Here is a 26,647-nt window from a genome sequence, read left to right as displayed (position 1 = left end):
GTCACTTGGGGGCGGGCTGGGGCGCCGGAGTCGAGGCGGCGGGAAGCGGCGCCACCGTGGTGGACAGCACCGCGTTGCGGTTGCCGCAGCGGTCCACCACCTTCTTGCCGCAGGGCATGAAACCCAAGTTCTTGTCCAGGCAGACCCGCACCTCCGACACGTCGGCCTTGGAGCACATCACCGCCACCCCTTCCGGCGTCAGGCCGGGGTTGGCCTCCAGGAACAGGCGCTCCACCTGCACGGCCGGCACGGTGTTGCTTGGGGCCTTCAGCCCCTCGGGGATCGCGACCTTGGCGTGGGCGGCGCGCAGCTTGGCGAAATAGTCGGTGGCGGTCAGGCCGGAGCAGGTGCCGTGCTTGGACCATTGGTAGACCATCAACCCGACGCTGGGCATCACCGGCATGGTCTGGTCCACCACGGATTTGGGCACGTTGCGGTCGCGGGTGCAGGTCGCCGGATAGCCGCCGTCGGCGTATTGCGGCCACAGCCCATGGACGACGAAGCCGGGCTTGCGGTCGGTCCCGCACTGGTCGGGGTCCGGCGCGCCCTTGGCCCGCGCGCAGAAAGCGGGCGACCAGGACAGGGACAGGACGTAGTAGTCGAAGGCTCCGGGCTCCGCCCGTTTCTGCGCCCAGGCCGGCCCGGCGGCGAACAGTCCGGCAACCAAAGCGGACAGAAGGGCGGCGACGATTGTCCTCATGGCGATGTTCCCCAGCGGCGATGCCTCTTGGCGTTGCATACCATGGAAGGTGGTTGTTGTCGCGCGGAAGTGTCGCCGGAAAGGTCGCTTTGGGCGAGGGACCTCCTTCGCCCTGTCGCGGAACCGGATGGCGCGGGCTATAGTGCAACGATGTTCACCTTGTCCGCCCCCATGCTGCTGCGCGCCTACGCCGCCGGAATCTTTCCGATGGCGGAAAGCGCCGAATCGAAGGAACTGCACTGGTTCGACCCGGAGCGCCGCGGCATCCTGCCGCTGGACGGCTTCCACGTCGCGCGCAGCCTGCGCAGGACAGTGCGGCGGGGAGTCTTCGAGCTGCGCTTCGACAGCGCCTTCCAGCAGGTGATCGAATCCTGCGCCGAGACCACGGTGGACCGGCCGAAGACCTGGATCAACGACGACATCGTCCGCCTCTACACCGAGCTGTTCGAGGCCGGCTTCGCCCACAGCGTCGAATGCTGGCGCGAGGGGCGGCTGGTCGGCGGGCTGTACGGCGTGTCCATCGGCGGGGCTTATTTCGGCGAGAGCATGTTCAGCCGCGAGACCGACGCCAGCAAGGTGGCGCTCGTCCATTTGGTGGCGCGGCTGCGGGCGGCGGGCTTCACCCTGCTCGACACCCAGTTCGTGACCGAGCATCTCGGCCATTTCGGGGCGCTGGAAATCCCGCGCGCCGAGTACCGCCGTCGCCTGAACCGGGCGCTGGAGGTCCGGACCGACTTCACCGGCGCCGACCAGACCCACGCGATCGCCGCGCTGCTGGACGGGACCCAAGGTTGACCGTCACGCCGCGACCGGGTGGAAGCGTCCGCCGGTGATCGGCGCCGTCACGCCGGTGGTCGCCGGCTCGCTGAGGGGCAGGCCCAGCCGGCTGCGCACCGCCAGATAGCCGAAGGCCTGCGCCTCCAGCGCGTCGCCGTCCCAGCCGGCCGTCTCCACCGCCGCCACCGGCACGCCCAGCCGCTCGGCCAGCATTCCCATCAGGGTGGCGTTGTGCCGTCCGCCGCCGCAGACCAGCCATCGCACCGGCGGCGCCGGAAGGTGCGGCACGATGCGGGCGACCGTCTCGGCGGTGAAGGCGGTCAGGGTCGCCGCCCCGTTCGCCGGGGAGAGGGCCGCCACCGGGGACGGATCGAAGGCGTCGCGGTCCAGCGACTTGGGCGTCGGCCGGTCGAAATAGGGATGGTCGAGCAGGGCCGCCAGGGCCGCGCCGTCCACCGTGCCGGAGGCCGCCAGCGCGCCGCCCGCGTCGAAGCGCCCGCCGCCGTGGCGCAGCACCCAATCGTCGACCAGCGCGTTGCCCGGCCCGGTGTCGCAGGCGACGACGGCGCCGCCACCGTCACCAGCGGCGCCGATCCAGCTGACATTGGCGACGCCGCCGATGTTCAGGATGCCGATGGGGCGGGGCAGGGAGTCCGCCAACGCGCGGTGGAACAGCGGGACCAGCGGCGCGCCTTGCCCGCCCGCGGCCACGTCGGCGCTGCGGAAGTCGTTCACCACCGCGATGCCGGTCGCCGCCGCCAGCCTCGGCCCGTCGCCGATCTGCCACGTGCGCCGCTGCTCGGGCGCGTGGTGGATGGTGTGGCCGTGGAAGCCGATCAGATCCACCGCGTCAGCAGCGACCCCGGCCTCGTCCAGCAGACGGCGCACCGCGTCGGCGTGGGCGTCGGTCAGGGCGCGCTCGACCGCCTCGACCGGCCCCTTGCCGCCGAGGACGCCACGCAACGCCGCGCGGAAGCCGTCCTCATAAGGGATGGTGACAAAGGCGAGCGGCTCCACCCGCGCGATCCCGTCGGTGCGCAGCAGGGCTGCGTCGATCCCGTCCATCGAGGTGCCGCTCATCAGCCCGACGACCGTGCGCATGGTCATGATTCTTGGCTCTGCCTGTGCGTGTTGACGTGAAGAAAGATTTTACACGGATGAACACGGATTTCGCACGGATGAACACGGATATATGGTTCGGTGTCGCGCCACCGGAATCACACGGATTGGCACAAGCCAGTCATCCGCGCCGAAATCCGTGTTCATCCGCGCAAAAATTCGTCACTTCGGCGCATCCCGTCCGCCGGTCTGGCCACGGATGTCCTGGGAGCGGATCCAGCCGGGGGAGCCCGCGGGCAGCAGCTTTTCCGCCCGTTCGGCGTTGAACTTCGCCATCGGCAGGTCGCCGCGCGCCAGCGCCTCCTCCGCCGTGGCGTAGGCGAGCATGCCGGGGTTGTCCTTCATGCTCCAGGCCTGGGCCGTCAGCCGCCAAAGGAAGGCCGACTGTGCCTGGGTCTTCGCCGCGATCTGGAGGTTCTTCAGCGCCTCGTCGGCCAGCCGGGGTTCGTGCTGCTCCAGCAGGGCGTGGGCCAGCGAGACTCGGATCGACCCGGCCTCCGATCCGGCCAGTTCCACCGCCTTGCGGTAGGGGGCCACCGCGTCGGGCGCGCGGCCGGTCTGGAGCGCCAGATCGCCCTTCATCTCGTGCAGGTAGGGGTTTCTCGGATCCTCGGCGATCAGCCCGTCGACCAGCGGGGTGGCCTGCTTCACGTCGCCCCGGCGGAAATAGGCGTAGGCGCGGCCGTAGCGGGCCACCGCCGAGCGGTCGTCGGCCCGGTAGCGCCGCAAGGCGCCCGCCGGGTCGAGATAGCCGTTCAGCTTGGCCTGGATGCGGCGGAAATCCTCGTTGACGGCGGCCGGGGTGGGGGTGTTGGCGAAGCGTGAATGGTCGACGAAGGCCTGGACCGAGGCGATGCGCTCGCGCGTCAGCGGGTGGGTCAGGCGATAGCCGGCGTCGCGGTCGTTCAGCAGCGGGTCGCCGACGCCGAGCTTTTGCAGGAAGGTCAGCATCCCCATCGCCGACATGCCCGACTGTTCCAGGAAGGACAGCCCGGCCTGATCGGCCGAGGCCTCCTGGCTGCGCGAGAAGGACAGCAGGTTTCGTTCGGCCAGATGCTGGCCCAGCATGACGCCCGCCGCGCCGGCCCCGGCGTTGCGCGAGGCGATGCCGCCGACGATGCCCAGCCCCATGCCGATCAGCGAGGACAGGAAGGCGTTCTCCATCGCGTCGGCCCCGCGCACCAGATGCCCGCCGGAGATGTGGCCGGTCTCGTGCGCGATGACGCCCAGCAACTGGCCGACGTCGTCGATGCTCTGGATCAGGCCGGTGTGCAGGAAGATGTTCTGCCCGCCGGCGACAAAGGCGTTCAGGGACGCGTCGTTGACCAGCAGGATGGTGACCGAATCGGGATCGATTCCCGCCGCCTGGAAGATTGGCCGGGCCATCTTTCGGATGATATGGTCCGTCTCGGCGTCGCTGAGAATCTGCATCTCGGGACGGCGCTGCGCGCTCGCGGGTGGCGCTCCCCACACCAGCGACATGACGAACACGGAAACGATGGCGACGACCGAAACCAGCCTGCTGGGCTTGCGCACCGTGACGACCTCCGGCTTTCTTGAACGGACACCCGCGCGTTCGCGCCGACAGTCTCGTCACCGAATCTGGCGACGGTGGGGCGCGATTGCCATAGCAGCAGCACTGCTTCCCGGCTGCGTCAACACCAAGTTCAAGACCGACGCCCTGGTCCAGAGCTTCGTCGTCGGCGACGAGCCGCGCGCGGTGGCCATCGGGCGCGACGTGCTGGCCCAGGGCGGCAAGGCCGGCGACGCCGCCGCCGCCATGGCGCTGGCGATGACCGCCAGCCTGCCGTCGCGGGTCGGTCTGGCCGGCGGTGGCGTCTGCGTCCTGTTCGACGCGGTCAAGAAGCAGGCCCGCACCATCGATTTCCTTCCACGCGCGGCGGGTGCCGGCGGCGTGGCGATGCCGGGCATGCTGCGCGGGCTCTACGCCGTGCAGGCGACGGCCGGCGTTCAGCGGTGGGAGCAGGTGGTTGCCCCCGCCGAGCAGTTGGCGCAGTTCTCGCCGGGCGTCAGCCGCGCGCTGACCGACGACCTGACCCGCTTCGGCAGCCGTCTGTCCGCCGATTCGGAGATGCGCCGCCGCTTCCTGCCCAACGGGGCCGTGCCCGCCGTCGGTACACCGATCAGCCAGCCGGAACTGGCCGGCACGCTGTCGGTGATCCGGCGCAACGGAGTCGCCGCCCTCTACAACGGCCCTCTGGCGGCCCCCGTCGCGCAGGCGCTGGGGATCGACCCGGCGGCGCTGCGGGCCTACCAGCCGCGCGTCGCCGGCACGCGGTCGGTGCCGCTCGGCATCGTGTCGATGCAGTTCGCCGACACGGACCTGCCCGAATCGGGCGCCGCCCTGGTTCAGGCCTGGAACGCGGTGGCGGAACTGCCGCCGGCCCAGCGCGCGGCCCGAGCGGCGTCCGTGCTGGGTGCGACCGGGAGCGGCAACGGTGCCGCCGGGGCCGGGCTGATGGTGATCGATTCCGACGAGAACGGCGTCGCCTGCGCGCTGACCCAGGGGGCGCCCTTCGGCACCGGGCGCAGCGTTCCCGGCACCGGCATCCTGGCCGCTCAAAGCGTGGAGAGCGGCGGCTTCGGCGCGCCGGCCTTGCTGACCAACGCCATCGTCGGCCGCACCCTGTTCGCGGGGGTGGGCGTGGCGGCCGGCAACGACGGCCCGGCGGCCGGTCCGGCGGCGCTGCTGTCGGTGGCCCTGCCGGCGGCGCTCGAAGCCCGGACGGCCGAGGCCATCCCGGTGACCGGTCCCGGCCATGTCAACTTCGTCGCCTGCCAAGTGTCGCCGGACACCGGTGTCCGCGCGTGCCAACCGGGCGCCGATCCGCGTGGCGGCGGCATGACGGCGGTGGTCGAAACGGTGCGTCTAAGGGAATGACAAGGGTAGGGGGCGGGCAGCCCCCTTTCCAGATGGAATTCGGTGGTCGGGGAGCCGGCATTTTCAGAATTCATTGTCGATGAAGACAATAAATCATTCGCAAGCCTCCTAATTGTAAGAGATTTAAATTTCAAAAAAGAAATATTGACGCAATAAGCTAATCTTGATTTTGCCTGGAATGTCTCCTATGATTTTTCTGGATTGAACGCGAAAAGCAAGTAAATCTTCCTTTCAATATCAAAAAATTCCATTGGAGATACGAATGGCCACGGTCGTGATGATGCGGAACCCTCAGACGGGAATCATCAAAAAAGGCTTCGTCGGCTTCAGTTGGACCACGCTCTTTTTTGGTGGTTTCCCTGCTTTGTTCCGTGGTGATTGGCTGATGGGCGCGATCTTGCTGTTCCTCGGTATCGTGACCTTCGGCGTTTCCGGCTTGATCGCGGCCTTCATCTACAACAAGACCTACACGACGAAGCTCGTGGAAAACGGTTATCAGTTTGCCGACTCGGAGGCTCTGAACGCCTTGGCGCGCGCCAAGCTCGGCGTGTCCATGGTCGATCCCGTTCCCAGCGTGACCTGACGTTGGAGGCGCCCCATCCCGGCCAGGATGGCGGCGCCGACCTCCCCCCAGTGGCGTCCTCCGGTTGGCTCGCTCTTTTCCTGACCGGATGATCGTGATAACCCCATCGTCAGAAAAACGACGATGGATCCGGTGTCGTGTCTCCCAAGAACCTGCCGACCTTGAAGGTGTCCAAGCGGGGCGCCATTCCGCCCTTCTTCGTGATGGAAGTGATGCGCGCCGCTGCCGAGCGCGAGGCCGCCGGGCTTGAAGTCCTGCACATGGAGGTCGGCCAGCCGTCCACCGGCGCGCCCCGGCGGGTGGTGGAGGCGGCGGCGAACGCCGTGGTCGGGACCGATCCTCTGGGCTACACCGGCGCGCTCGGCATCCCGCCGTTGCGCGCGGCCATCGCCAAATGGTACCGGGACCGCTACGGCGTCACCGTGCCGGAGTCCCGCGTGGTCGTCACCACCGGATCTTCCGGGGCGTTCCAACTCGGCTTCCTCGCCGCCTTCGATCCGGGCGACCGGGTGGCGATGGCCTCGCCCAGCTACCCGGCCTACCGCCACACCCTGACCGCCATCGGCGTCGAACCGGTGGAACTGCCGACCGGGCCGGAGCACCGTTTCCAGCCGACGGTGGAACTGCTGGAGAAGCTCGACCGCCCGGTGCAGGGACTGATCGTCGCCAGCCCGGCGAACCCGACCGGCACGATGTTGAGCCGCGCGGAACTCACCGCCCTGTCGGACTGGTGCAAGGCCAACGGCGTGCGGATGGTGTCGGACGAGATCTACCACGGCCTGACCTACGGCACCGACGCGGTCACCGCCGCCGAGGTGAACGAGCACGCCCTGGTGGTCAACAGCTTCTCGAAATACTTCTCGATGACCGGCTGGCGGCTGGGCTGGATGATCGTGCCGGACGATCTGATCCGCTCGGTCGAATGCCTCGCGCAGAACCTGTTCATCTCGGCCCCGACGCTGAGCCAAGTGTCGGCCGTCGCCGCCTTCGACAGCACCGAGGAGTTGGAAGGCCACATCGCCCGCTACGCCCGCAACCGCGCGCTGCTGCTGGAGGAGCTGCCCAAGGCCGGCTTCACCAAGCTGGCTCCGGCGGACGGCGCCTTCTACATTTACGCCGACGTGTCGGCGATGACCGACGACAGCGAGGCCTTCGCCAAGCGCATTCTGGAGGAAACCGGAATTGCCTGCACGCCGGGCATCGACTTCGACCCGGCGCGCGGCCGGCGCTTTTTGCGCTTCAGCTTCGCGGGAGCGGAGGCGACCATCGCCGAGGCGGCCCGCCGGCTGATCGCCTGGAGGGCATGAGAAGGGAAGGGGGGCACGTTGCCCCCCCGTGACCCCCTGATCACGGCGCGAACTGCTCCTTGAGGATGCGCTCCTCGAAGTTCAGTTCCGGGTCGAACAGCAAGGTCAGCGTCACCGAGCGGCACTCCCGAACCTCGACCTGCAACACCTCGCGCACTTCGGTGAAGTCGGCGACCGCGCTGACCGGGCGTTTGCCTTCCTCCAGGATGTCGAAGGTGATGGTGGCGGTGTGCGGCAGCAGCGCGCCGCGCCAGCGCCGCGGGCGGAAGGCGCTGATGGGGGTCAATGCCAGAACCCCGGCGTTCAGCGGCACGATGGGGCCGTGGGCCGACAGGTTGTAGGCGGTGCTGCCGGCCGGCGTCGCCACCAGGGCGCCGTCGCAGATCAGTTCCGGCAGGCGTACGATCCCGTCCACGGTGATGCGCAGCTTGGCGGCCTGCCGGGTCTCGCGCAGCAGCGACACCTCGTTGATGCCCAGCGCCTCGACCCGCTCGCCGTTCACGCGGGTGGCGATCATCCGCAGGGGGTGGAGGTGGACGTGCTGGGCGGCGGCGACCCGCTCGGCCAGATCGTCCTCGCGGTAGGCGTTCAGCAGGAAGCCGACTGATCCCCGATTCATCCCATAGACCGGGATCGGTCGCGTGCGGTTGAGCGACAGCCCCCGGTGCAGCGTTTCCAGCAGGAACCCGTCCCCTCCCAACGCGACGATGGCGTCGGCCTCGCCCAGCGGCGCGTTGCCGTAGCGGTGGACCAGCCGGTTGCGGGCGGTGCGGGCCTCCTCCGTGTCCGCGCAGGCAAACGCCATGCGGAGAGCGTCGGCGCCGGGCATCTCGACGGGCATCAGGGAGTCGGTCGGCGTCGGTTCGGTCATGCCGCGACCATAGCGCAGGTGGAGGTGCCGGGGAAACGCCGCTCAAGCCCTTCCGGGCAAAGAAAAAGGAGGCCGTGAGGCCTCCTTTTCTTCGCGTCCACGATTCGGCCGGTTCTACTCGACCATCTCGTTGACCAGACCTTCCTCGTCGTCGTCGCTCGAGGTGCGCTTGGGACGGTTGCCTTCGGCGTACTCGAAGTGCGGCTTGTCGTCCTGCACCGTGACCTTGACGAGACCGCCCTTGCTGAGCTTGCCGAACAGCAGTTCCTCGGCGAGCGGCTTCTTCAGGTACTCCTGGATCACCCGGCCCAGAGGGCGGGCGCCGTAGAGCGGGTCGTAGCCCTTCTTGCCGAGCCACTCGCGCGCTTCGTCGTTCAGTTCGATGGACACGCCGCGGTCTTCCAACTGCGCTTCCATCTGCATGATGAACTTGTCGACGACGCGGCTGATGACCTCCAGCGTCAGCGGGGCGAAGGGGATGATCGCGTCCAACCGGTTGCGGAACTCCGGCGTGAACAGCTTCTCCACCGCCTCGATGTCCTCGCCGACCCGGCGCTCCCGCTCGAAGCCGATGGCGGGCTTGGCCATGTCCGACGCGCCGGCGTTCGACGTCATGATCAGGATGACGTTGCGGAAGTCGACGATCTTGCCGTTGTGATCGGTCAGCTTCCCGTGGTCCATGATCTGCAACAGGATGTTGAACAGATCCGGGTGGGCCTTCTCGATCTCGTCGAGCAGCAGCACGCAGTGCGGGTGCTGGTCGATGGCGTCGGTCAGCATGCCGCCCTGGTCGAAGCCGACATAGCCCGGCGGGGCGCCGATCAGGCGCGACACCGTGTGCCGCTCCATGTACTCCGACATGTCGAAGCGGGTCAGCTCGATGCCGAGGGTCATGGCGAGCTGGCGGGCCACCTCGGTCTTGCCGACGCCGGTCGGGCCGGTGAACAGGTAGTTGCCGATCGGCTTCTCCGGTTCGCGCAGGCCGGCGCGGGCCAGCTTGATCGCCGAGACGAGATTGTCGATCGCCTTGTTCTGGCCGAAGACCATGGTCTTCAGGTCGCGCTCAAGGTTCAGCAAGGTTTCCTTGTCGTCGCGGCTGACCGACTTCGGTGGGATGCGGGCGATCTTGGCGACCACCGCCTCCACGTCCTTCACGCCGATCTTCTTGCGGCGCTTGTTCTCCGGCAGCAGCATCTGCGCGGCGCCGACCTCGTCGATGATGTCGATCGCTTTATCCGGCAGCTTGCGGTCGCCGATGTACTTCGCCGACAGCTCCACCGCCGAGCGGATCGCGTCGTTGGTGTAGCTGACCTTGTGGTGCTTCTCGTAGTAAGGCTTCAGACCCTGGAGGATCTTGATCGCGTCCTCGACCGACGGCTCGTTGACGTCGATCTTCTGGAAGCGCCGGACGAGTGCCCGGTCCTTCTCGAAATAGCTGCGGTATTCCTTGTAGGTCGTCGAGCCGATGCAGCGCAGCGCGCCGGAGGCGAGCGCCGGCTTCAGCAGGTTGGACGCGTCCATCGCGCCGCCCGAGGTCGCCCCGGCGCCGATCACCGTGTGGATCTCGTCGATGAACAGGACCGCGCCCTCGGTCGCCTCCAACTCCGAGACGACGGCCTTCAGCCGCTCCTCGAAGTCGCCGCGGTAACGCGTGCCGGCCAGCAGCGAGCCCATGTCGAGCGCGAAGATGGTGGCGTTGCGCAGGACTTCCGGCACTTCGTTCTGCACGATGCGGCGGGCGAGCCCTTCGGCGATGGCGGTCTTGCCCACGCCGGGGTCGCCGACGTAGAGCGGGTTGTTCTTCGACCGGCGGCACAGGATCTGGATGGTCCGCTCGACCTCCTGCTCCCGCCCGATCAGCGGATCGATCTTTCCGCCGACGGCCTTCTTGTTCAGATTGACACAATAAGCCTCGAGGGCCTCGCTGCCTTTTTTCACGACCTTCTCCGCCGCCGCCTCGTCGTCAGCGCCCGAGACACGCTTTGTTTCCGAGCGGCCCGGAGCCTTCGCGATTCCGTGAGAGATATAGTTCACCGCGTCGAACCGGGTCATTTCCTGCTCCTGCAGGAAATACACCGCGTGGCTCTCGCGTTCAGAGAACAAGGCGACGAGCACGTTTGCTCCCGTCACCTCCTCACGCCCCGACGACTGGACGTGGATGGCCGCACGTTGCAGCACCCGCTGGAAACCAGCCGTCGGCTTGGCATCATCGGGCCTGTTCGTGATAAGGTTCGCAAGCTCGTTGTTGAGGTAATCCGACAGTTCGGCGCGCAAGCGGTCCAAATCGATCCCGCAAGCGCGCAAGACGGCGGTTGCATCGGAGTCCTCGGTCAACGCGAGAAGAAGATGTTCGAGCGTCGCGTATTCATGCCTGCGCTCGTTCGCGTGGGCCAGGGCTCTGTGCAGCGTCTGTTCCAGGTTACGCGACAGCATGTGTGGGTCTAATCCTTCTCTAACGTGCATTGCAGCGGATGCTGGTGCTGGCGCGCGAAGTCCATCACCTGCGTGACTTTCGTCTCCGCCACCTCGTAGGTGAACACACCGCACAACCCCACACCCCGCCGGTGCACATGCAGCATGATCCGGGTCGCTTCCTCGCGCGATTTGCTGAAGAAGCGTTCGAGAATCAGAACGACGAACTCCATCGGAGTGTAGTCGTCGTTCAGCATCAGGACCTTGTACATCGACGGTTTTTTGGTCTTCGGCTTGGTCTTGATGACCACGCCGCTGTTGGTACCGTCGTTGCCGTGCTTGTCGGAATCGGCCATGGTCTCAATCGAATGTCTTCGCGATGCACTGTCTATAAGGATGATATGGGCAATCCGGGCGCCGAGGGAAGGGGCCGTTTGCGGATGCTCTCCATTTGGGAGACCCCCCTTCGAACCGGCGACCCCGCCCCTACCACCGAATAGGAACATCGGGGGCGGCGCCCGCGCAATTGCCGGAAGTCCTAGGCCGGATGCGCGAGGCCTGAAAACGAAAAAGCCCGGCGACCCATAAGGGCCGCCGGGCTGTCCCGAACGGAGGAGATCCGTCAGCGATCAGGCGGCGACCGGCTTGGCCAGCTTGCCGACCGCGAGGTTGACGCGCTCGCTCAGCGGCGCCAGCGCCTCGTTGGCGATCTTGACCGACAGCTCCTGCAGCTTGGTGCTCTCCGCCACGAAGGCGTCGAAGCTGGCCTTGGTGTAGGCGTTCTGCAGCTCGATCAGCTCCTGGATGGTCTTGACGGCCAGCAGGGCCTTGCCGGTCGAGACGCTCTTCTCCAGCGAGGACTGGGTGAAGGCGGCGACCTGCTTGCCGGCTTCCTCGGCGCCCTTGGCGACGATGGTGCTGGACTTCACGACGGCGTCGACGTTGCCCTTGGTCAGGACGGACAGCTCGTCGTAGCTCTTGAGGATCTTGGCCGAAGCCTTCTCAACCTGCTCCTGCTGGGCCTTCACGAGGCCTTCCAGGTTCAGCTTGGCGGTCGAGACGGCGTCTTCGATGGTCTTGGTGGCGGCGGCGAACTTGTCGGACATGGAAAGGCTCCTCACGCTCTGTAGGGATCAACCGCGCGGTCCCGCGAAAGCGGCAGCCGGGGCGGACTGGGTTGAGACCCTCGGACCCCGTTGGAACGGGCGCCCGAGATATGTTGCACCGCAACATAGCCTGTTTTTAAGGCAGACCCGACGGCTTGTCAATGGGATTTTGTGCGGCGCACAAAAACTTTCCCGCGATAAAGGGTGAGGGGCGGGAAACTTTGGAGTGCCCAGAATGGGAGCGGCCCGGCAACCGCGTGGGGTTGCCGGGCCGCTCTCAAGCTGCCGGTCGATCCGCGAGGATCCTCAGGCGGCGATCGGCTTCGAGAGGGTCTCGACGGTGGCGGTCACGCGGGCGTTCAGCGGGGCCAGGGCCTCGTTGGTGACCTTGACCGACAGCTCATGGATGCGGGTCGTCTCGGCGATCAGCGAGTCGAAGCTGGACTTGAGGAAGCTGTTCTGCAACTCGACCACTTCCTGGAGGCTCTTGGCGGTCAGCAGGGCCTTGCCGGTGGTGATGGTCTTGTCCAGCGCCGACTGGCTGTAGGCGACGACCTCGCGGCTCAGATCCTCGGCGCCCTTGGCGGCGATGCTGCTGCTCTCGACCAGCGCCTCGACGTTGGCCTTGCCGGCGGCCTGGAGGTCCTCGTAGCTCTTCAGGAGCTGGGTGGTCGCCTTCTCGAACTGTTCCTTGGCGGCGGTGGCGGTCTGCTCGAACTGCTTGACGGTCTGCTCCTGGCCGGCCTTGACGAAGCCCTCGTACTGCTCCTTGGCCTGGGCGGTGACGGTCTCGAGCGACTTCGGGGAGAACTGGTTCATGGCGCGCGTTCCTTCCTGGCTGATGCTGGCCTCGCCGTTGCGAGGTTCGGCTCCGGCCGCAAAGGGCGCGGGTCACGAAGCCTGCCGGCTGCGGTTGTTCGGTTCCGGCACCATTCGCGGCGCCGAAAATTGCTGCACTGCAATATGAGCAAACTATACAAACCACACGGCGCGAGTCAACGGCGAGTTTAGTGCGTCGCACCATTCCCGGAAAACGGGAAATCGATCCGGACTTGCATCCTGTGCGCCAAGGGATCTCGATTGAATTCCTTAACGAAAGCTTTACCGGATATGCGCCAAGTGTAACGCGCCCATGCGCCGGGCGCGCCTTGGCCTTTGGTAAGAAACGGCGCGTCCAAGCGTCGCAGGCAAGGCCGCCCAACCCGGATGTTTCCAGCCAGGACCTTTCGACCATGACCTATTGCCTCGGCATCAAGACACGTGACGGCCTGATCGGTCTGTCGGACGGGCGCATCACCAGCGGCTCCCAGCTTTCCTCGGCCCGCAAAGTGACGATGATGGGCAGCGGCGGCGACCGCTTCTTCATCATGAACTCGGGCCTGCGCAGCGTGCGCGACAAGACGCTGGCCTATCTGCGCCGCGACATGCTCAAGCGCCGGGGCGAATCCTATTCGACCATGCTCGACGCGGTTTCGGCCTTCACCACCTGCCTGCGCCAAGTCGCCACCGAGGACCGCGAATCGCTGGAGGCGTCGAAGCTGGCGTTCAACCTGCACGCCATCATCGGCGGGCAACTGGCCGAGGACCGCGAGCCCTACATGTTCCTGGTCTACCCGGAGGGCAACTGGATCGAGGTGGACGAGCGCACGCCCTACCTGTCCATCGGCGCCACCGCCTACGGCAAGCCGATCCTGGACCGCGCGCTGTCCTACGGCACCGACATGCAGACGGCGCTGAAGCTGGCCTATCTGTCCTTCGACAGCACGCGCTTCTCGACCAACGACGTCGGCTTCCCGATCGACATGGTGTCCTACCACGCCGACCAGCGGACGTGGCGCCAGTCGAACTACGATTACGACGACCTCAGCGAACAGCGCCAATGGTGGAACCGCAACATCACCGAACTGGCCCGCCGCATGCCGGACGGCCCCTGGGTGGAGACGCTGGTTCCCGACGCGTTGCGCATTCCCGTCCGCAGCGACGAGCCGGTCTGAGTGGAGCGGCCGGGCCCCCTCTTCCCGCCGAGCGGGGCAGGGGGCCAGCCCGCCGGGTTTCGGATCAGCGGTTGAGCAGGTCCGCCAGGGCTCCACTCGGCAGCCAGTCGCCGAAGGTGGCGGTCGGGCCGACGAGACCGCGGTCGGCCACCTGGATTTCGAAGAACACGCCCCCGCCTTCCGCCTGCTCATGGGCCGATGGCAGGCTGCGCGGGGCGTCGTCGGGATCGGGCAGCGTGGGCAGGGGGATGCCGGTGGCGTCCAGGAGCTGCAACGGCTCCAGAAAACGGGCGTCGGTGAAGCGCCCGGACGGGTAGGGATGGGCGGAGAAGAACCACTGGCCGCCCCGGCAGCCGTTGATCAGCCAATAGATTCCATTCGACGGCAGGCGCAGTCCGTCCGGCGGCGGCTCGAAGGCGCCGCTCTCGCGCAGCCGCCCGATGAAGCTGGCGAACTGTCCAGGGTTGAGCTGCAGCGTCGCGGTCCGCCCGCGCGCGGCCGACAGCGGGTCGAGCGGGTTCAGCCGGGCGAGGTCGGTCGCCTCGATCACCCTCGCCTCGATCTTCGCACCGCCGCCGCTTTCCACGGGGGCGCCGATGATGTCGTAGGTGCGGACATGGCGGTTGTAATCGGCGTTGAAGACCATCCGGAACCGGTCGGCGCCCTCCTTGCCGCAGGAGACGCGCAGATCGTCGCCGTTCAGGTAGCTGAACCACGTCAGCTTGCGGGCGATCGGGTTGTCGGTCGGGCCGAAGGCGGCGCAGCCCCCCAGCAGCGCGGCCAGCGCCAGGGAGAGAGCAGGGCCCAGGGCGTGGCCGGGGCGGATGCGTTCGCGGTGGATACGTTCGCGGTGTCTGCGGCTCATCGTCTCTTGCCTCGCCTGCGCAACGTCTGATACGGGATCGGCCGCGCGGGTCCTGCACCGCCGAAACGGGAACGCGGGCCTGGGGTCGGCTGGTTCCCGGCATAGCCCGTCTGGCCGTGTCCTCATCCCATTTTGGTCACAGACCATCCGAAAAGCCAAAGCAAGAAATTAACGAATTCCTGCTAGACACTGATTTGGCACGAATTTACCATTGCACCAAGCGGCAAATATTAGCCTTCGGCGGGGCCATCATGACAGTAACGCGCAGCACCGTTCGTACCGGACTGTTTCCATTCGCTTTTCGCGCGATGGAAGCGGATGGCGGGCGGAGCGTGAGGCGTTTGGCGCGGACCTTGTTCGTCGTCGCCGCTCTTTCGAGCGCCCTGCTGACCTCGGCGGAGGCGCTGGCCGCCAAGGCGGCGTCGATCATCGTCGACGCCCGCACCGGCGAGGTTCTGCACGAGCAGGACGCCGACGCGGTCACCCATCCGGCGTCGCTGACCAAGATGATGACGCTGTACCTGACCTTCGACGCGCTGGACGACGGTCGCCTGTCGCTGGACCAGGCGCTGCCGGTGTCCTCCTGGGCGGAGAGCATGTCGCCGACCAAACTCGGCCTGCGCGCCGGCTCGTCCCTGCGGGTGGAGACGGCGATCCTCGGGCTGGTCACCAAGTCGGCCAACGACGCCGCCGTGGTGCTGGCGGAGGCGCTGGGCGGCAGCGAAACCCGCTTCGCCGAGATGATGACCCGCAAGGCGCGCGAGCTGGGGATGCGCAACACCTTGTTCCGCAACGCGTCCGGCTTGCCGAACATGGAGCAGGTCACCACCGCCCGCGACTTCTCGATCCTGTCGCGCGCCATGCTGGCCGACCACCCGAAATACTACCCCTATTTCAGCCGCCGCAGCTTCGTCTACGGCGGCCGGCCGCTGGCCAACCACAACCACCTGATGTCCCGTTACGAGGGCATGGACGGCATCAAGACCGGCTACACGGTGGCCTCGGGCTTCAACCTTGCCGCCTCGGCCACCCGCGACGGGCGCCGGCTGGTCGGCGTGGTGATGGGCGGCAAGTCGGCGGTCTCGCGCGACAACCGGATGGAGGCGCTGCTCGACCAAGCCTTCGGCAAGCCCAACCGCGGGCGCGAGGACGGCCCGCTGGTCGCCAGCGCCGAGCGTTCGTCGCGCGCCGCCCCGGAGGCCGAGGGCGACAACGACGACGAGCCCGTGGCGAAGGGCAAGCTGGCGGTGCGCAAGGCCACGCCGGTGCAGAAGGTGTCCGCACCATCGGCCGCGCCCGTCGCATCGGGCGGGAAGTCGGGCAACGGCTGGGGCATCCAGGTCGGCGCCTTCTCCAGCAAGGCGGCCGGGCAGAAGGCCCTGACGCAGGCGGCCAAGCAGGCGCCCTTCCTGCTGCGCGGCGCCAAGCACACGGTCACCGAGGTCAAGACCGGCAAGGACAAGGTCTACCGCGCCCGCATGGTCGGGATGGATGAAAAGGAAGCGCGCCAAGCCTGCGCGACACTGAACAAGCATGGCCACCGCTGCATGGCGGTCTCCCCGAACGACAAGCTGTAAGGCTTCGGGCGGCTGGGCCGCCCGTTTTTTTTCAGAAGGCGGCGGTTTCCGCCGCGCGGGCGTCCAGATAGGCCAAGGCCGGTCCATAGGCCGCGTCCAGCGCCTCCAGGAAAACACCGACATCCTGGGGTCCGGCTTCCACCGCCGCTTCGAGCGCCTGCGCCGCGCGCCTCAGGCCGAGGCACCCGTACTGCGCCGACACGCCCGCCACCTTGTGCGCCATCATGCTGAGCATCGGCCGGTCCGCGCCGCGCCACGCCTCGGCCAGGGTCACGCGATACTGGCGCAGGGTGCCGGCGGTCTTCCCGATCAATTCGGCCACGCGGGCGGGCGGCAGCAGGTCCCGCATCTGCGCGATGGCGCGGGGATCGAAAGCATCGGGGGTGGCGACGGCAACCGGCGTCTCGCCGCGCAGGGCCGCCTCCAGCGCGTCGAGGCGCAAGGGTTTCGATAGAACGCCATCGGCGCCGCAACCCTGGCAACGCTCCAGCCCGCCGGGCGTGGCGGTGGCGGTCAGCATCAGGATGCGCGGTCCGGACACCGCTCCGTTGGATCGGGCGTTGATGCGGCGCACCGCCTCGTCCCCGTCGAAGCCCGGAAGGCCAAGATCCATCAGGACGAGGTCGAAACCTTCCCCCTCCACGCCTCCGGTGGCGGCGGCCACGGCGGATGGCCCATCCTCCACGGCGACCACCGTGTGGCCGGCGCGGCGCAGCATGGCGAGGGCGGCCATGCGGTTCACCGCCTCGTCCTCCGCCAGCAGGATGCGCAAGGGGCCCGCCGTTCCGTTCGCTCGCATGCTGGTCCGTCTCCCCGTCCGTCTCGGCACAGTCTAGCGGTTTCGCGCGCGGCGCGCATCGGCCGGGTGGCTCACATCCTGTTCACACCGTGGGCGCTCACACCGTGGGCGGCGCCTGGGTGAACATCGGGTCCTCGATCCGGTGCAGCCGCCCGGCCCCGGCCAAGGCGGCGCGCAGCAGCAGGGTCTTGCGGCGGGCGGGGGCGAGCTTGCGGAGCGGGGCCTCGCGCAGCACCTCGGCGCCGTAGGCGTCGGCGACCATCAGCCCGCAATCCTCCGGGATGAGTTCGGTCGGAAAGGCGTCGTCCACCGCGAAATAGAAGGTGTCGCACCAGTCACGGTATTCCGGCCATTTCTGGTCGGAACGGAAATCCGGGACGCCGCTCTTGACCTCGACGATGACGATGGTGCCAGCCTCGTCCAGCGCCAGCACGTCGGCGCGCCGTCCGCAGGCGAGCCGAAACTCCATCAGGCTGGCGAAGCCGCGCATGGCGAGCGCCCGGCGGACGCCACGGAAGATCGGCGCCGCCCCACCGGCCGCGAGGCCGGACGGAACGGCGTCCTCCAAGGGCTCGGGCCGGGGAGCGGGCAGAGAAGTGGCGGTGTCGGGCATGGGGCGGGACGCGCTGGAACGGGTCGGGAACATGGCGGCAGAATGACCGCTTCGGGACCCGGAGCCAAGGGGCAAAAAGGGAACGGGGAATCAGCCGCCGGTCTTGGGGACATCGGTCTTGGGGACATCGGCCTTGTGGCTTGCATTCTGGCGCCCGGCGGGCTGAGCCAAGTTAGGCCGATGCGAATGCGGCAGGGGCGGATAGAGATTGCGCGGCAGGCTGCGCGAGGGTGGGAAGGTCAGCACCGCCGAGGTGCCGACGCCCATTTCGCTCAACAGTTCCAGCCGTCCGCCATGCAGTTCGACCAACCGCTTGACGATGGGAAGACCGAGCCCGGTGCCCTCGGTGACGCGGGCGATGGCAAGGTCGGAGCGCTCGAACGGCTCCAGCACGCGGTCGAGGTCGTCGATGGGAATGCCGGTGCCGGTGTCGGCCACCATGATGCCGATGCCGCCATCCGGCATCAGCGACGCCGTCACCATCGCCCGGCCGCCCGCCGGGGTAAATTTCACGGCGTTGCTCAGCAGGTTGACCAGCATCTGGCGAACCGCGCGCTGGTCACCCAGCAGCAGCGGCAAATCGGCGGCGATGTCGGTGGACAGCGTCACGCCCTTTCCGGCCGCCTTCTCGCGCAGCATGGTCAAGGCCTGCCGGGACAGGGCGGTGACGTCGACGTTCTCGTCGGACAGCGGCATGCGTCCGGCCTCGATGCGCGACAGATCGAGGATGTCGTCGATCAGCGCCAGCAGATGCGCGCCGCTGTCGTGGATGTCGTTGGCGTAGGCGCGGTAGCGCGCGCTGCCGAGCGGCCCGAACGCCTCCGACATCAGCAGCTCGGAAAAGCCCAGGACGGCGTTCAGGGGCGTGCGCAGCTCGTGGCTCATATGGGCGAGGAAGTCGCTCTTGGCCCGGCTGGCGCGTTCGGCCTCGCGCCGGGCGGCGCGGGCTTCGGCCTCGCGGGTGCGGATGCCTTCCTCGGTTTGCTTGATCGGCGTGACGTCGGCGTGGATGACCAGGACTCCGCCGTCGGGAAGCCGTTGTTCGCGCACCATAATCCAGCGCCCGTCCTGGCCCCGCATCGTGAAGGGCTTGTCCGGGTGGCGATGGTTGGCCAGCCGGGCCTCCACCCAGCGCTCGCGTCCGGCCTCCGTGGAGAGGGCGCCATCCATCCAGGCGGTGCGGCGGACCAGCGCCTCGAAGGTGACGCCGGGGACCAGCAGATCGGCCAGCTCCGGCAAGAAACGCTTCAGCCGGCCGGTGGCATGGATCAGGCGGTCGTCCGCGTCGAACAGCGCGAAGCTTTCGGCGCCGTGTTCCAGCGCCGTCGCCAGGGTTTCGGCCATCGACGGCCGGTCGGGGCCGAGATCGGCCAGTGTCGCGCAGACCCCGCCGGGAAAGGGCGAAGCCGATAGGCGCCAGCGCCCGACCACGGCTTGACCCTTCCCCTGGAGATCGAGGGTGCGGGTCACCGGCCCATCCAGCGCCGCGACGAGGGCGGCAAACAGCTCCGCGCAGCAAGGGACGAGGTCGTCGCCGCGCAGCCGCCGACCGGTCAGCCGGCCGTGTCCGATCAGGGTCTCGGCCGCCGGGTTGGCGAGCCGCCATTCGAAGTCGATGACCGCGCCGTCGTCGCCGCGCAGCGCGGCGAAAATCCCCACGGCGTCGGCCAGCAGAGCGATGGTCGCCGTGGAAAGATCATCGGGCGGTTGTGGCAAGACGACGTTGGACATGCTGGCCGTCGCCGGGCCATCGGAGGTCCGATCGCCAGAGAGTTGATCGCGGGTCCAGGCTTCCGTATCGTTATCCATGCGGGGATCGTCGCGCACTAGTCCTAAGAATCCATAAAGAGAATTATGGAATCCGCTCTGAATATTTGACGAATTGAAACGGGATTTGGACAGAATACACTTTTACATAAAATTTGAGAAAATAGCGATCTTTCCGTATCCGCCACGGCCCTTCTTGCGGACTTCAGTCTAACGAATGGCTGGCTTTCCAAAGGGTTGGGCGGCTCGTACTGTTTTGCATCGGGTGCGCGAAAGACGGGATGGATAGCCGTGACCATGGACGGCAGCCAAGGCGACGCCGGAAGCGGCGGTGCAAAGGGCATGGAGCAGAGCCGGAGCGGCGATCCCACGCTGGTCTTCGACGGCGAGGGGCGTCTGCAGGGCTGGACGGCGGACGCCGCCGCCCTTCCCGGCGCCTCCAGGCTTCTGGTCGCCGGGGCGGAACTGGCCGCGCTCCAGCCCCTGTTCGACGGGGCGCAGTGCGTCGACGCGGCGCTGGCTGGCGGCGGTTTCCTGCGGGTCGTCGGCAAGGCCGTGCCGCCGCCGGTCCGGTCCAGCGATCTGTCGGGCCGGCTGTTCGCAGCGGCCAGCCATGACCTGCGCCAGCCGCTGGCCGCCATGTCGCTTCTGATCGGCACGCTCGACGGGCGGATGACGGCGGACCGTGCCGCGCGCGACCTGCTGCGCTCGATGGCGCAGGCTGTCGAATCGATGCGGAGCATGGTGGACGGCCATTTCGATCTGGTACGGCTGGAAGCCGGGCTGATCGAGCCGGAAACCCGGCCGCAGGCGATCAACGGCGTGCTGATGCGGCTGGCGCTCGACGTGGTGCCGCGCTTTGCGGAGCGCGGGTCCCGCTTCACCGTCATGCCCTGCTCGGCCATCGTCCACACCGACTCGGGACTGTTGGAACGGCTGCTGCATGGGCTGATCGCCAACGCGCTGCGCCAGACGCCGCGAGGGCGCGTGGTGTTGGGCTGCCGCCCGCGCGGCGACGGCGTGCGCGTGGAGCTGTGGGACAGCGGGCGCGGTCTGACGCCGGTCCAGCTTCAAGCCCTGAGAGACGAGCTGGAGCGGCCGGCCGGCGACGGCCCCGGCACGCTCGGCCTCGGCTTGGCCCTGGCGCGCGGGCTGGCCCGGCGGCTCGGCCTGCGCCTGGAGGTCTGCTCGGTCGAGGGGCGCGGCACCCTCTTCGCCGTCACCGTTCCCCGGGCTGCCGATGGGGAGGGGGTGGGGCGCGCTTACACCCCGGCGCCCCAGGCGAACCAGGACGTTCCGGACATCAGCCGCGCCCGCGTCCTGCTCATCGAGGACGATCCGATGGTGCTGGCCGCGCTGGAGGCGCTGCTCGGCCAATGGGGCTGTGCGGTGCTCGCCGCCGAATCCTACGACGGCGCCGTCGAGCGGCTCGGCCCGGCGCCGCAACCGCCGGATCTGATCATCTCCGACCTGCGCCTTAAGGGAACGGCCAACGGGATCGTCGCCATCCGCCAGATCGTCCAGCTTCTCGGCCAGCCGGTGCCCGGCATGATCCTGACCGGGGACACCGATCCCAAACGGCTGCGGGAGGCGCGCTTGTCTGGGTACACTTTGCTGCACAAACCAATCGCTCCGCTGGCGCTCCGTGTTGCGGTGTCGCGGCTTCTGAGTCGGGATTCTGGAAGTCCATAAATGATATCTTCCATTATGGCTCCACACGATAATGTCAAAATTGCAATATTTCTGGAAGAGATCGACAAATATCGTCATTTCCTGACAGGTTGACTTTATTGTCTGTCTGTTTATCTCGTTTCCTCACGGAATCGTGTCATCCTTTCGGTGGATAGGCTGTTTTTGTTTGGGGTCTCTCGCCCTGGCTTTGCTACAATCACTCTTGGTAACTTTGTTACGGTTATCCCAGGCACGAATGTTCGAAATGCGGCAGGGCGCGGGGGCGGCGGCGGCATGGCATCGATAGGGTGGTGGACGGAGGGGAGCACGCCGGCTGTGCCGGTGATGGTCGCGGCGGGTGTGCTGCTGTCGCTGGCGGCCTTTCTTCTGGTGCGCCAAGCCTCGTGGGATGCGGAGCACGCGCTGGCCGAACGTCAGGCCGCCCAGTTGCACGACACGCTAAAGGAGTACATCGACCGCCACGTCCTGCTCCTGCGTGCCCTGAGTGGGCCGCTCGCCGGGACCGCGCCGGTCACGCGAAGCGGTTTTGCCATGCTGGCTGAACCGCTGCTGCCCCTATACCCGGCCCTGCGCGCCGTGGCTTGGGCGCGTCGGATTCCAGCCTCCGAAGCGCCGTCGCTGGAAAGCGCGATGAGGGCGGAAGGCCAGCCGGGCTTCAGGCTGCGCCTTGGCACCGGTCCGGCGGCTTTGGCGGCCCAGCACCTGCATGTCAACCTGCTGGTCGAACCGTCTGGCGCCGCCGAAGGCCTGATCGGCCTGGACATCACGTCCTCGCCGGACCGCGCAGCGCTTCTGTCCCGGGCCTGCCGGTCCGGCGATATCGTCGCGACGGACGCCGCGTCCGCGCTGGCCGATGCCTCCGCTCCGGGGGCGGCCACCGCTTTCCTACCGGTCTACGCGCGCGACACGCAGGGCGCGGGCGGCGAGGCGCGCTGCAACGCGCTCACCGGCTATGTGTGGGCAACGTTCCAACTGGACCAACTGTTGAACGCCGCCGCCGGACAGGTGGGGTTGAGCGTCGGCGACGCCTATCTGATCGGCGGCTGGACCGCGTCGGCGACGCGGGTTCTCGCGGCCCGTCCCGGCGCGCTGGAGCGGAGCGAGCCCTTCGCGCCCTTGCCCATGGAGAGGCTGGCCGAAACCCCGGCCATCGCGCATGGGATAGGCTTCGGTGGCCGGTCCTGGCGTCTGCTGGTGGTGCCGCAGCCACCGTCGCTGTTCGGTCCGCAGAACCGGTCGGCCTGGATGATTCTGGGGTGCGGGCTGCTGCTGACCGGAGGTTTGGTCGGCTATGTCCGGCGCGAGGCGTGCGCCAAGCGCCTGTTGCAGAGGGAAGCCCGCGCACGCGCCGCCATGGCCCGCGCGCTGCGCGAGAGCGAGGAACGTTTCCGCCTCGCGCTCCGCCACTCGCGAGTGGCCCTGTTCAGCCAGGACCGCGACCTGCGCTATCTCTGGATCTACAGTCCACAGGCCGCCCGCATGCCGGAGGATCTGATCGGGCACAGCCACGCCGACCTGTACGACGCGGAGGACGCGGCGTTGCTGGACGCGATCAAGCGGCCGGTGCTGGAGACGGGAATCGGCGTTCGCCAGGAGGTTCCTTTGACCGTCGGCGGGCAGAGGAAGGTGTTCGACCTCTCCGTGGAGCCGATGCACGACGATTCGGGCGCCGTGTCGGGGCTGTTCTCGGCCGCCATCGACGTGACCGAGGCTTGGGAAATCCGGCAGGCGCTGGCCGACGCCCATGGCGAGGCGGAACACGCCAACCAAGCCAAATCCCGCTTCCTCGCGGCGGCCAGCCACGATCTGCGCCAACCCTTCCAGGCCATGAGCCTGTTCCATCACATCCTGGTCAGCAAGCTGACCGATCCCCAGCATCTGGAAATCGCCGGCAAGCTGGGGGAGGCGTTGACCGCCGGAAACGCGCTGCTTTCCGCGCTGCTCGACACCTCGGCGCTGGAGGCGGGGAACGTCCAGCCCCGCGTGATCGAGTTCGACGTCCACGAGATCCTGTCCCGGCTGGTGACGGAGATCGCCGAGCAGGCCCTCGAACGCGGCCTGACGCTGCGCGCCGTGCCGTCGTCGGCGCGGGTGTGCAGCGACCCGATCCTGCTGGAGCGGATGCTGCGCAACCTGCTGGTCAACGCGCTCCGCTACACGGAGCGGGGGAGCATCCTGATGGGATGCCGTCGCCGGGGCGACCGGTTGGCGATCGAGGTCTGGGACACCGGTCCGGGCATACCGGCCGACCAGATGTCGGCCATCTTCGAGGATTTCTACCGCTGCGGCACCGACCGGCGCGACAGCACGGGCGGCCTTGGCCTCGGCCTGTCCATCGTGCGCCGCACCGCGCAGATCCTCGACCACCCGGTGACGGTTCAGTCCCGCGTGGGGCGGGGCACGGTGTTCTCCATCAGCGTTCCGCTGGTCCTGCGGGCGGAATCCATGGTCTGACGCCCGTTGTGCGCGGGCGTAATCCATTCCCCGCGTTGCAAAATCGTGGCAGTCTCGTGATGGGGTGGGATTTCCCCGTTCCGGTTGCGCAAGTTTCCGCTATGCTGCGACTGCTCAGTTTTCCGAAAAGAACTTAGTAACTTTGCTGTAACAACGGCTTAACAAGGTCTTTTGACATAGGTCATTGGGCGGCGGGGGGTTCGGCGCTATTTATGGCGCCGCATGGAAGCCGCCTTATTGGGCGCCTTTCCTTGACAGCTTTTGGTTCCGTTTCGAAGGAACCCAACAACACGGGTCCAGGCCTTTTCGAAGGAACCGGGATCGGGAGGACACGGCCCAAAACCGGACCGGGAAACACCGGGCGTCCGGCGCCGCGATCCTTTTAGGAGCTTGAGATGGACACCGTCACCGCCGCCCTCGCGTCCGACCTCTACGGCCGCAGCGGCACCGTTCCGACCGGCAACAACGGCAGCACCATGATCGAAAACATCACGTTCGACGAAATCCAGATCGGGCAGCAGGCCAGCCTGTCGCGCCGTCTGACCATGTCCGACATCGAGCTGTTCGCCACGGTGTCCGGTGACCTGAACCCCTCGCACATCGACGAGAGCTACGCCGACGACCACAAGGTGGTCGGGCACGGCATGTGGTCGGGGTCGCTGATCTCGGCGGTGTTGGGCACGCTGCTGCCCGGCCCTGGGACCGTCTATGTCGGGCAGGATCTGCGCTTCCAGCGCCCGGTGCTGCTGGGCGACATCGTCACCGTCACCGTCACCGCCAAGTCCAAGGATCCCGAGCGCAAGACGGTGGTGTTCGACTGCCTCGCCGCCAACCAGGACGGCAAGACCGTGCTGTCCGGCGTCGCCGAGGTGATCGCCCCGACCGAGAAGGTCCGCCGCGCCGTCACCGAACTGCCGCAGGTGCAGGTCATCCGGCACGACGGCCACGAGCTGATGCTGAAGAAGTGCGAGGCGCTGCCGCCGGTGCCGACCGCCGTCGTGCATCCCTGCGACGAAAGCTCGCTGCGCGGCGCCGTCGAGGCCGCCGAGGCCAACCTGATCGACCCGATCCTGGTCGGTCCGGAATCCAAGATCCGTTCGGTCGCCGAGACCTTCGGGCTGGACATCTCCCGCTTCCGCATCATCGACGTGCCGCACAGCCACGCCTCGGCCGAGACCGGCGTCCGTCTGGCCCGCACCGGCGAGGTCGAGGCTGTGATGAAGGGTTCGTTGCACACCGACGAGCTGATGGGCGAGGTCGTCCGCAAGGAGACCGGCCTGCGCACCGGCCGGCGCCTCAGCCACGTCTTCGTGATGAACGTGCCGACCTACCCGCGCCCGCTGCTGATCACCGACGCGGCGATCAACATCTACCCGACGCTGGAGGACAAGGTCCACATCGTCCAGAACGCCATCGACCTCGCCAAGGTGCTGGGCGTCGAGGTGCCGCGCGTCGCCATCCTGTCGGCGGTCGAGACGGTGAACCCGAAGATCGCCTCGACGCTGGAAGCCGCCGCGCTGTGCAAGATGGCCGACCGCGGCCAGATCACCGGCGGGATCCTCGACGGCCCGCTGGCCTTCGACAACGCTATCAGCCGCGAGGCCGCGATCACCAAGGGCATCACGTCCGACGTGTCGGGCAAGGCCGACATCCTGCTGGTCCCCGACCTGGAGGCCGGCAACATGCTGGCCAAGCAGTTGTCCTTCCTGGCCCACGCCGACGCCGCCGGCATCGTGCTCGGCGCCCGCGTGCCGATCATCCTGACCAGCCGCGCCGACAACGTCCGCACCCGTCTGGCCTCCTGCGCCGTCGCGGTGCTGTCCGCCGCCGCCCGACGCCGTGGCGCCGCCTCGGCCGCCGAGTGAGGAGGACGCCATGACCAAGGCCATCCTCGTCATCAACGCCGGGTCTTCGAGCCTGAAATTCTCGGTCTTCCGCGACAGCGGGGCCGGCGACCCGGTGGCGGCCATCAACGGCCAGATCTCGGGCATCGGCACCGCGCCGGTGTTCGAGGCCAAGGACATCGACCGCAAGCCGCTGGAGGGCAAGGCGTGGCAGCCGGGCGAGGCGTCCGACCGCACCGCGCTGCTCGCCTACCTGCTCGACTGGATCGAGGCCCGGCTGGACGGGGCGACGCTGGTCGCCGCCGGCCACCGGGTGGTGCATGGCGGCATCCGCCACGCCGCCCCGGTCCGCATCACCCCGGCGGTGCTGGATGAGCTGGAGGGGCTGGTTCCGCTGGCCCCGCTGCACCAGCCGCACAACCTTGCCGCCATCCGCGCGCTGGCCGAGGCGCATCCGGAACTGCCGCAGGTCGCCTGCTTCGACACCGCCTTCCACCGGGGCCAGCCCTGGCAGGCCGGCATGTTCGCCATTCCGCGCGACCTGACCGACGAGGGCGTGCGCCGCTACGGCTTCCACGGCCTGAGCTACGAGTACATCGCCCGCCGCCTGCCGGAGATCGCGCCGGAACTGGCCGACGCGCGGGTCGTGGTGGCGCATCTGGGCAGCGGCGCCAGCATGTGCGCGCTCCACGCCGGGCGCAGCATGGACAGCACGATGGGCTTCACGGCGCTCGACGGTCTGCCGATGGGCACCCGCTGCGGCGCCATCGACCCCGGCGTGCTGATCTACCTGATGCGCGAGAAGGGGATGGACGCCGGCGCCATCGAAAAGCTGCTCTACAACAAGTCGGGGCTGCTCGGCGTGTCGGGCGTGTCGAACGACATGCGCGCCCTGCTGGAGAGCGCCGACCCGCACGCCCAGGAGGCGGTGGAACTGTTCGGCTTCCGCATCGCCAAGGAGACGGGCGCTCTGGCCTCCTCGATGGGCGGCATCGACGCGCTGGTCTTCACGGCCGGCATCGGCGAGCGCTCCGCCCCGGTGCGGGCGCTGGTGGCTGAGAAGCTGGCCTGGCTGGGGGTGAGCATCGACGCGGCGGCCAACACGGCCAACGCGGCGAAAATCTCCTCGGGTGACAGCCGCATCCCGGTCTACGTCATCCCGACCGACGAGGAACGGATGATCGCGCTGCACACCCGCAACGCGCTGGCGGCGTAAGGATCGGGGACCGCTCAATCGGTCCCCTTTCCCGTGAGGGCGAACGCCA

The 26,647-nt window shown here is 67.8% G+C and carries 22 protein-coding genes; 10 read left to right on the top strand and 12 right to left on the bottom strand.

Translation table 11 applies throughout. The features are described 5' to 3' along the window. Position 1: 1 nt before the first annotated feature. Entirely contained in the window at positions 2-700 is a 699-nt protein-coding gene (locus EJ913_RS03930) for a ribonuclease T2 family protein (RefSeq protein WP_126994991.1), read from the bottom strand. A 150-nt stretch (positions 701-850) separates the two neighbouring features. On the opposite strand from EJ913_RS03930, the gene aat reads away from it, so the two are divergent. After that, positions 851-1,495, top strand: coding sequence for a leucyl/phenylalanyl-tRNA--protein transferase (aat, locus tag EJ913_RS03925; protein WP_126994989.1), 645 nt, complete (start codon positions 851-853; stop codon positions 1,493-1,495). A gap of 3 nt (positions 1,496-1,498) precedes the next feature. On the opposite strand, the gene EJ913_RS03920 is transcribed toward aat, so the two are convergent. Beyond that, a complete protein-coding gene (locus tag EJ913_RS03920) occupies positions 1,499-2,578 on the bottom strand; it encodes an anhydro-N-acetylmuramic acid kinase (protein WP_126995446.1) in 1,080 nt (359 codons plus the stop codon). 180 nt (positions 2,579-2,758) lie between these two features. After that, the gene (locus EJ913_RS03915) at positions 2,759-4,132 is read right to left on the bottom strand and encodes a M48 family metalloprotease (protein ID WP_126994987.1); all 1,374 of its coding nucleotides are present in this window, start codon (positions 4,130-4,132) and stop codon (positions 2,759-2,761) included. Here EJ913_RS03915 and EJ913_RS03910 point away from each other — a divergent pair. From EJ913_RS03910 to EJ913_RS03900, 3 genes are all read left to right on the top strand, one after another. Then, positions 4,095-5,498 carry a gamma-glutamyltransferase gene (locus tag EJ913_RS03910; RefSeq protein WP_126994985.1) on the top strand — a complete coding sequence of 468 codons (1,404 nt, stop codon included), beginning with the start codon at positions 4,095-4,097 and terminating at the stop codon, positions 5,496-5,498. The two genes, EJ913_RS03915 and EJ913_RS03910, sit on opposite strands and share 38 nt — an antisense overlap. A 262-nt stretch (positions 5,499-5,760) precedes the next feature. Next, positions 5,761-6,081 carry a hypothetical protein gene (locus EJ913_RS03905; RefSeq protein WP_126994983.1) on the top strand — a complete coding sequence of 107 codons (321 nt, stop codon included), beginning with the start codon at positions 5,761-5,763 and terminating at the stop codon, positions 6,079-6,081. A 203-nt stretch (positions 6,082-6,284) separates the two neighbouring features. After that, positions 6,285-7,388 (top strand): pyridoxal phosphate-dependent aminotransferase, encoded by a 1,104-nt coding sequence (locus EJ913_RS03900; protein ID WP_126995444.1) that lies wholly within the window; start codon positions 6,285-6,287, stop codon positions 7,386-7,388. Between the two features lie 40 nt (positions 7,389-7,428). Here the strand turns inward: EJ913_RS03900 and EJ913_RS03895 are convergent, their stop codons facing one another. The 5 genes from EJ913_RS03895 to EJ913_RS03875 all read right to left on the bottom strand — a co-directional run bounded on the left by EJ913_RS03895 (position 7,429) and on the right by EJ913_RS03875 (position 12,596). Beyond that, positions 7,429-8,217: an NAD kinase gene (locus tag EJ913_RS03895; protein ID WP_126995443.1), complete on the bottom strand. Its 789-nt coding sequence runs from the start codon at positions 8,215-8,217 to the stop codon at positions 7,429-7,431. A 156-nt stretch (positions 8,218-8,373) separates the two neighbouring features. Continuing rightward, positions 8,374-10,692, bottom strand: coding sequence for an ATP-dependent Clp protease ATP-binding subunit ClpA (clpA, locus tag EJ913_RS03890; protein ID WP_126994981.1), 2,319 nt, complete (start codon positions 10,690-10,692; stop codon positions 8,374-8,376). An 8-nt stretch (positions 10,693-10,700) separates the two neighbouring features. Then, positions 10,701-11,027, bottom strand: a complete 327-nt coding sequence (gene clpS / locus EJ913_RS03885; protein WP_126994979.1) for an ATP-dependent Clp protease adapter ClpS — start codon at positions 11,025-11,027, stop codon at positions 10,701-10,703. Positions 11,028-11,300: 273 nt separating this feature from the next. Continuing rightward, a complete protein-coding gene (locus tag EJ913_RS03880; RefSeq protein ID WP_126994977.1) occupies positions 11,301-11,777 on the bottom strand; it encodes a phasin family protein in 477 nt (158 codons plus the stop codon). 306 nt (positions 11,778-12,083) lie between these two features. Continuing rightward, the gene (locus EJ913_RS03875) at positions 12,084-12,596 is read right to left on the bottom strand and encodes a phasin family protein (RefSeq protein ID WP_126994975.1); all 513 of its coding nucleotides are present in this window, start codon (positions 12,594-12,596) and stop codon (positions 12,084-12,086) included. A 413-nt stretch (positions 12,597-13,009) separates the two neighbouring features. Between EJ913_RS03875 and EJ913_RS03870 the strand changes: the two genes are divergently transcribed. Then, complete coding sequence (locus EJ913_RS03870; RefSeq protein ID WP_126994973.1) at positions 13,010-13,771, top strand: proteasome-type protease; 762 nt, start codon at positions 13,010-13,012, stop codon at positions 13,769-13,771. A gap of 64 nt (positions 13,772-13,835) precedes the next feature. On the opposite strand, the gene EJ913_RS03865 is transcribed toward EJ913_RS03870, so the two are convergent. Continuing rightward, positions 13,836-14,636 carry a hypothetical protein gene (locus EJ913_RS03865; RefSeq protein ID WP_244939230.1) on the bottom strand — a complete coding sequence of 267 codons (801 nt, stop codon included), beginning with the start codon at positions 14,634-14,636 and terminating at the stop codon, positions 13,836-13,838. A gap of 341 nt (positions 14,637-14,977) precedes the next feature. Here EJ913_RS03865 and EJ913_RS03860 point away from each other — a divergent pair, with 341 nt between their 5' ends. Beyond that, on the top strand, positions 14,978-16,213 hold the full coding sequence (locus tag EJ913_RS03860; RefSeq protein WP_238519918.1) for a serine hydrolase: 1,236 nt from the start codon (positions 14,978-14,980) through the stop codon (positions 16,211-16,213). Positions 16,214-16,244: 31 nt separating this feature from the next. On the opposite strand, the gene EJ913_RS03855 is transcribed toward EJ913_RS03860, so the two are convergent. From EJ913_RS03855 to EJ913_RS03845, 3 genes are all read right to left on the bottom strand, one after another. Further along, positions 16,245-17,012 carry a response regulator gene (locus tag EJ913_RS03855; protein WP_244939229.1) on the bottom strand — a complete coding sequence of 256 codons (768 nt, stop codon included), beginning with the start codon at positions 17,010-17,012 and terminating at the stop codon, positions 16,245-16,247. Between the two features lie 97 nt (positions 17,013-17,109). Beyond that, positions 17,110-17,625, bottom strand: a complete 516-nt coding sequence (locus EJ913_RS03850; RefSeq protein ID WP_126994969.1) for an MmcB family DNA repair protein — start codon at positions 17,623-17,625, stop codon at positions 17,110-17,112. Positions 17,626-17,715: 90 nt separating this feature from the next. Beyond that, positions 17,716-19,356 carry a sensor histidine kinase gene (locus EJ913_RS03845; protein ID WP_126994967.1) on the bottom strand — a complete coding sequence of 547 codons (1,641 nt, stop codon included), beginning with the start codon at positions 19,354-19,356 and terminating at the stop codon, positions 17,716-17,718. Positions 19,357-19,689: 333 nt separating this feature from the next. On the opposite strand from EJ913_RS03845, the gene EJ913_RS03840 reads away from it, so the two are divergent. The 4 genes from EJ913_RS03840 to EJ913_RS03825 all read left to right on the top strand — a co-directional run bounded on the left by EJ913_RS03840 (position 19,690) and on the right by EJ913_RS03825 (position 26,598). Continuing rightward, on the top strand, positions 19,690-21,084 hold the full coding sequence (locus EJ913_RS03840) for a hybrid sensor histidine kinase/response regulator (RefSeq protein WP_244939228.1): 1,395 nt from the start codon (positions 19,690-19,692) through the stop codon (positions 21,082-21,084). Positions 21,085-21,357: 273 nt separating this feature from the next. After that, on the top strand, positions 21,358-23,538 hold the full coding sequence (locus tag EJ913_RS03835; protein WP_126994965.1) for a sensor histidine kinase: 2,181 nt from the start codon (positions 21,358-21,360) through the stop codon (positions 23,536-23,538). Positions 23,539-24,014: 476 nt separating this feature from the next. Then, complete coding sequence (locus EJ913_RS03830) at positions 24,015-25,403, top strand: bifunctional enoyl-CoA hydratase/phosphate acetyltransferase (RefSeq protein WP_126995435.1); 1,389 nt, start codon at positions 24,015-24,017, stop codon at positions 25,401-25,403. Positions 25,404-25,413: 10 nt separating this feature from the next. Continuing rightward, positions 25,414-26,598 carry an acetate/propionate family kinase gene (locus EJ913_RS03825; RefSeq protein WP_126994963.1) on the top strand — a complete coding sequence of 395 codons (1,185 nt, stop codon included), beginning with the start codon at positions 25,414-25,416 and terminating at the stop codon, positions 26,596-26,598. The last annotated feature ends 49 nt before the right edge of the window (positions 26,599-26,647 follow it).

The organism is Azospirillum doebereinerae (genome assembly GCF_003989665.1).
Taxonomy (GTDB): domain Bacteria; phylum Pseudomonadota; class Alphaproteobacteria; order Azospirillales; family Azospirillaceae; genus Azospirillum; species Azospirillum doebereinerae.
This window is presented reverse-complemented; position numbering and strand designations above follow the sequence as displayed.

What these genes read in the sequence shown, in the direction of transcription:
- EJ913_RS03905 (WP_126994983.1), top strand. Translation starts at nt 5,761, where the DNA reads ATGGCCACGGTCGTGATGATGCGGAACCCTCAGACGGGAATCATCAAA.
- EJ913_RS03850 (WP_126994969.1), bottom strand. Translation starts at nt 17,625, where the DNA reads ATGCCCGACACCGCCACTTCTCTGCCCGCTCCCCGGCCCGAGCCCTTG.
- EJ913_RS03895 (WP_126995443.1), bottom strand. Translation starts at nt 8,217, where the DNA reads ATGCCCGGCGCCGACGCTCTCCGCATGGCGTTTGCCTGCGCGGACACG.
- clpA (WP_126994981.1), bottom strand. Translation starts at nt 10,692, where the DNA reads ATGCTGTCGCGTAACCTGGAACAGACGCTGCACAGAGCCCTGGCCCAC.
- EJ913_RS03930 (WP_126994991.1), bottom strand. Translation starts at nt 700, where the DNA reads ATGAGGACAATCGTCGCCGCCCTTCTGTCCGCTTTGGTTGCCGGACTG.
- EJ913_RS03825 (WP_126994963.1), top strand. Translation starts at nt 25,414, where the DNA reads ATGACCAAGGCCATCCTCGTCATCAACGCCGGGTCTTCGAGCCTGAAA.
- EJ913_RS03920 (WP_126995446.1), bottom strand. Translation starts at nt 2,578, where the DNA reads ATGCGCACGGTCGTCGGGCTGATGAGCGGCACCTCGATGGACGGGATC.
- EJ913_RS03875 (WP_126994975.1), bottom strand. Translation starts at nt 12,596, where the DNA reads ATGAACCAGTTCTCCCCGAAGTCGCTCGAGACCGTCACCGCCCAGGCC.
- EJ913_RS03840 (WP_244939228.1), top strand. Translation starts at nt 19,690, where the DNA reads ATGGACGGCAGCCAAGGCGACGCCGGAAGCGGCGGTGCAAAGGGCATG.
- EJ913_RS03835 (WP_126994965.1), top strand. Translation starts at nt 21,358, where the DNA reads ATGGCATCGATAGGGTGGTGGACGGAGGGGAGCACGCCGGCTGTGCCG.
- EJ913_RS03845 (WP_126994967.1), bottom strand. Translation starts at nt 19,356, where the DNA reads ATGTCCAACGTCGTCTTGCCACAACCGCCCGATGATCTTTCCACGGCG.
- clpS (WP_126994979.1), bottom strand. Translation starts at nt 11,027, where the DNA reads ATGGCCGATTCCGACAAGCACGGCAACGACGGTACCAACAGCGGCGTG.
- EJ913_RS03900 (WP_126995444.1), top strand. Translation starts at nt 6,285, where the DNA reads ATGGAAGTGATGCGCGCCGCTGCCGAGCGCGAGGCCGCCGGGCTTGAA.
- EJ913_RS03855 (WP_244939229.1), bottom strand. Translation starts at nt 17,012, where the DNA reads ATGCGAGCGAACGGAACGGCGGGCCCCTTGCGCATCCTGCTGGCGGAG.
- EJ913_RS03880 (WP_126994977.1), bottom strand. Translation starts at nt 11,777, where the DNA reads ATGTCCGACAAGTTCGCCGCCGCCACCAAGACCATCGAAGACGCCGTC.
- aat (WP_126994989.1), top strand. Translation starts at nt 851, where the DNA reads ATGTTCACCTTGTCCGCCCCCATGCTGCTGCGCGCCTACGCCGCCGGA.
- EJ913_RS03865 (WP_244939230.1), bottom strand. Translation starts at nt 14,636, where the DNA reads ATGAGCCGCAGACACCGCGAACGTATCCACCGCGAACGCATCCGCCCC.
- EJ913_RS03910 (WP_126994985.1), top strand. Translation starts at nt 4,095, where the DNA reads ATGGCGACGACCGAAACCAGCCTGCTGGGCTTGCGCACCGTGACGACC.
- EJ913_RS03870 (WP_126994973.1), top strand. Translation starts at nt 13,010, where the DNA reads ATGACCTATTGCCTCGGCATCAAGACACGTGACGGCCTGATCGGTCTG.
- EJ913_RS03830 (WP_126995435.1), top strand. Translation starts at nt 24,015, where the DNA reads ATGATCGAAAACATCACGTTCGACGAAATCCAGATCGGGCAGCAGGCC.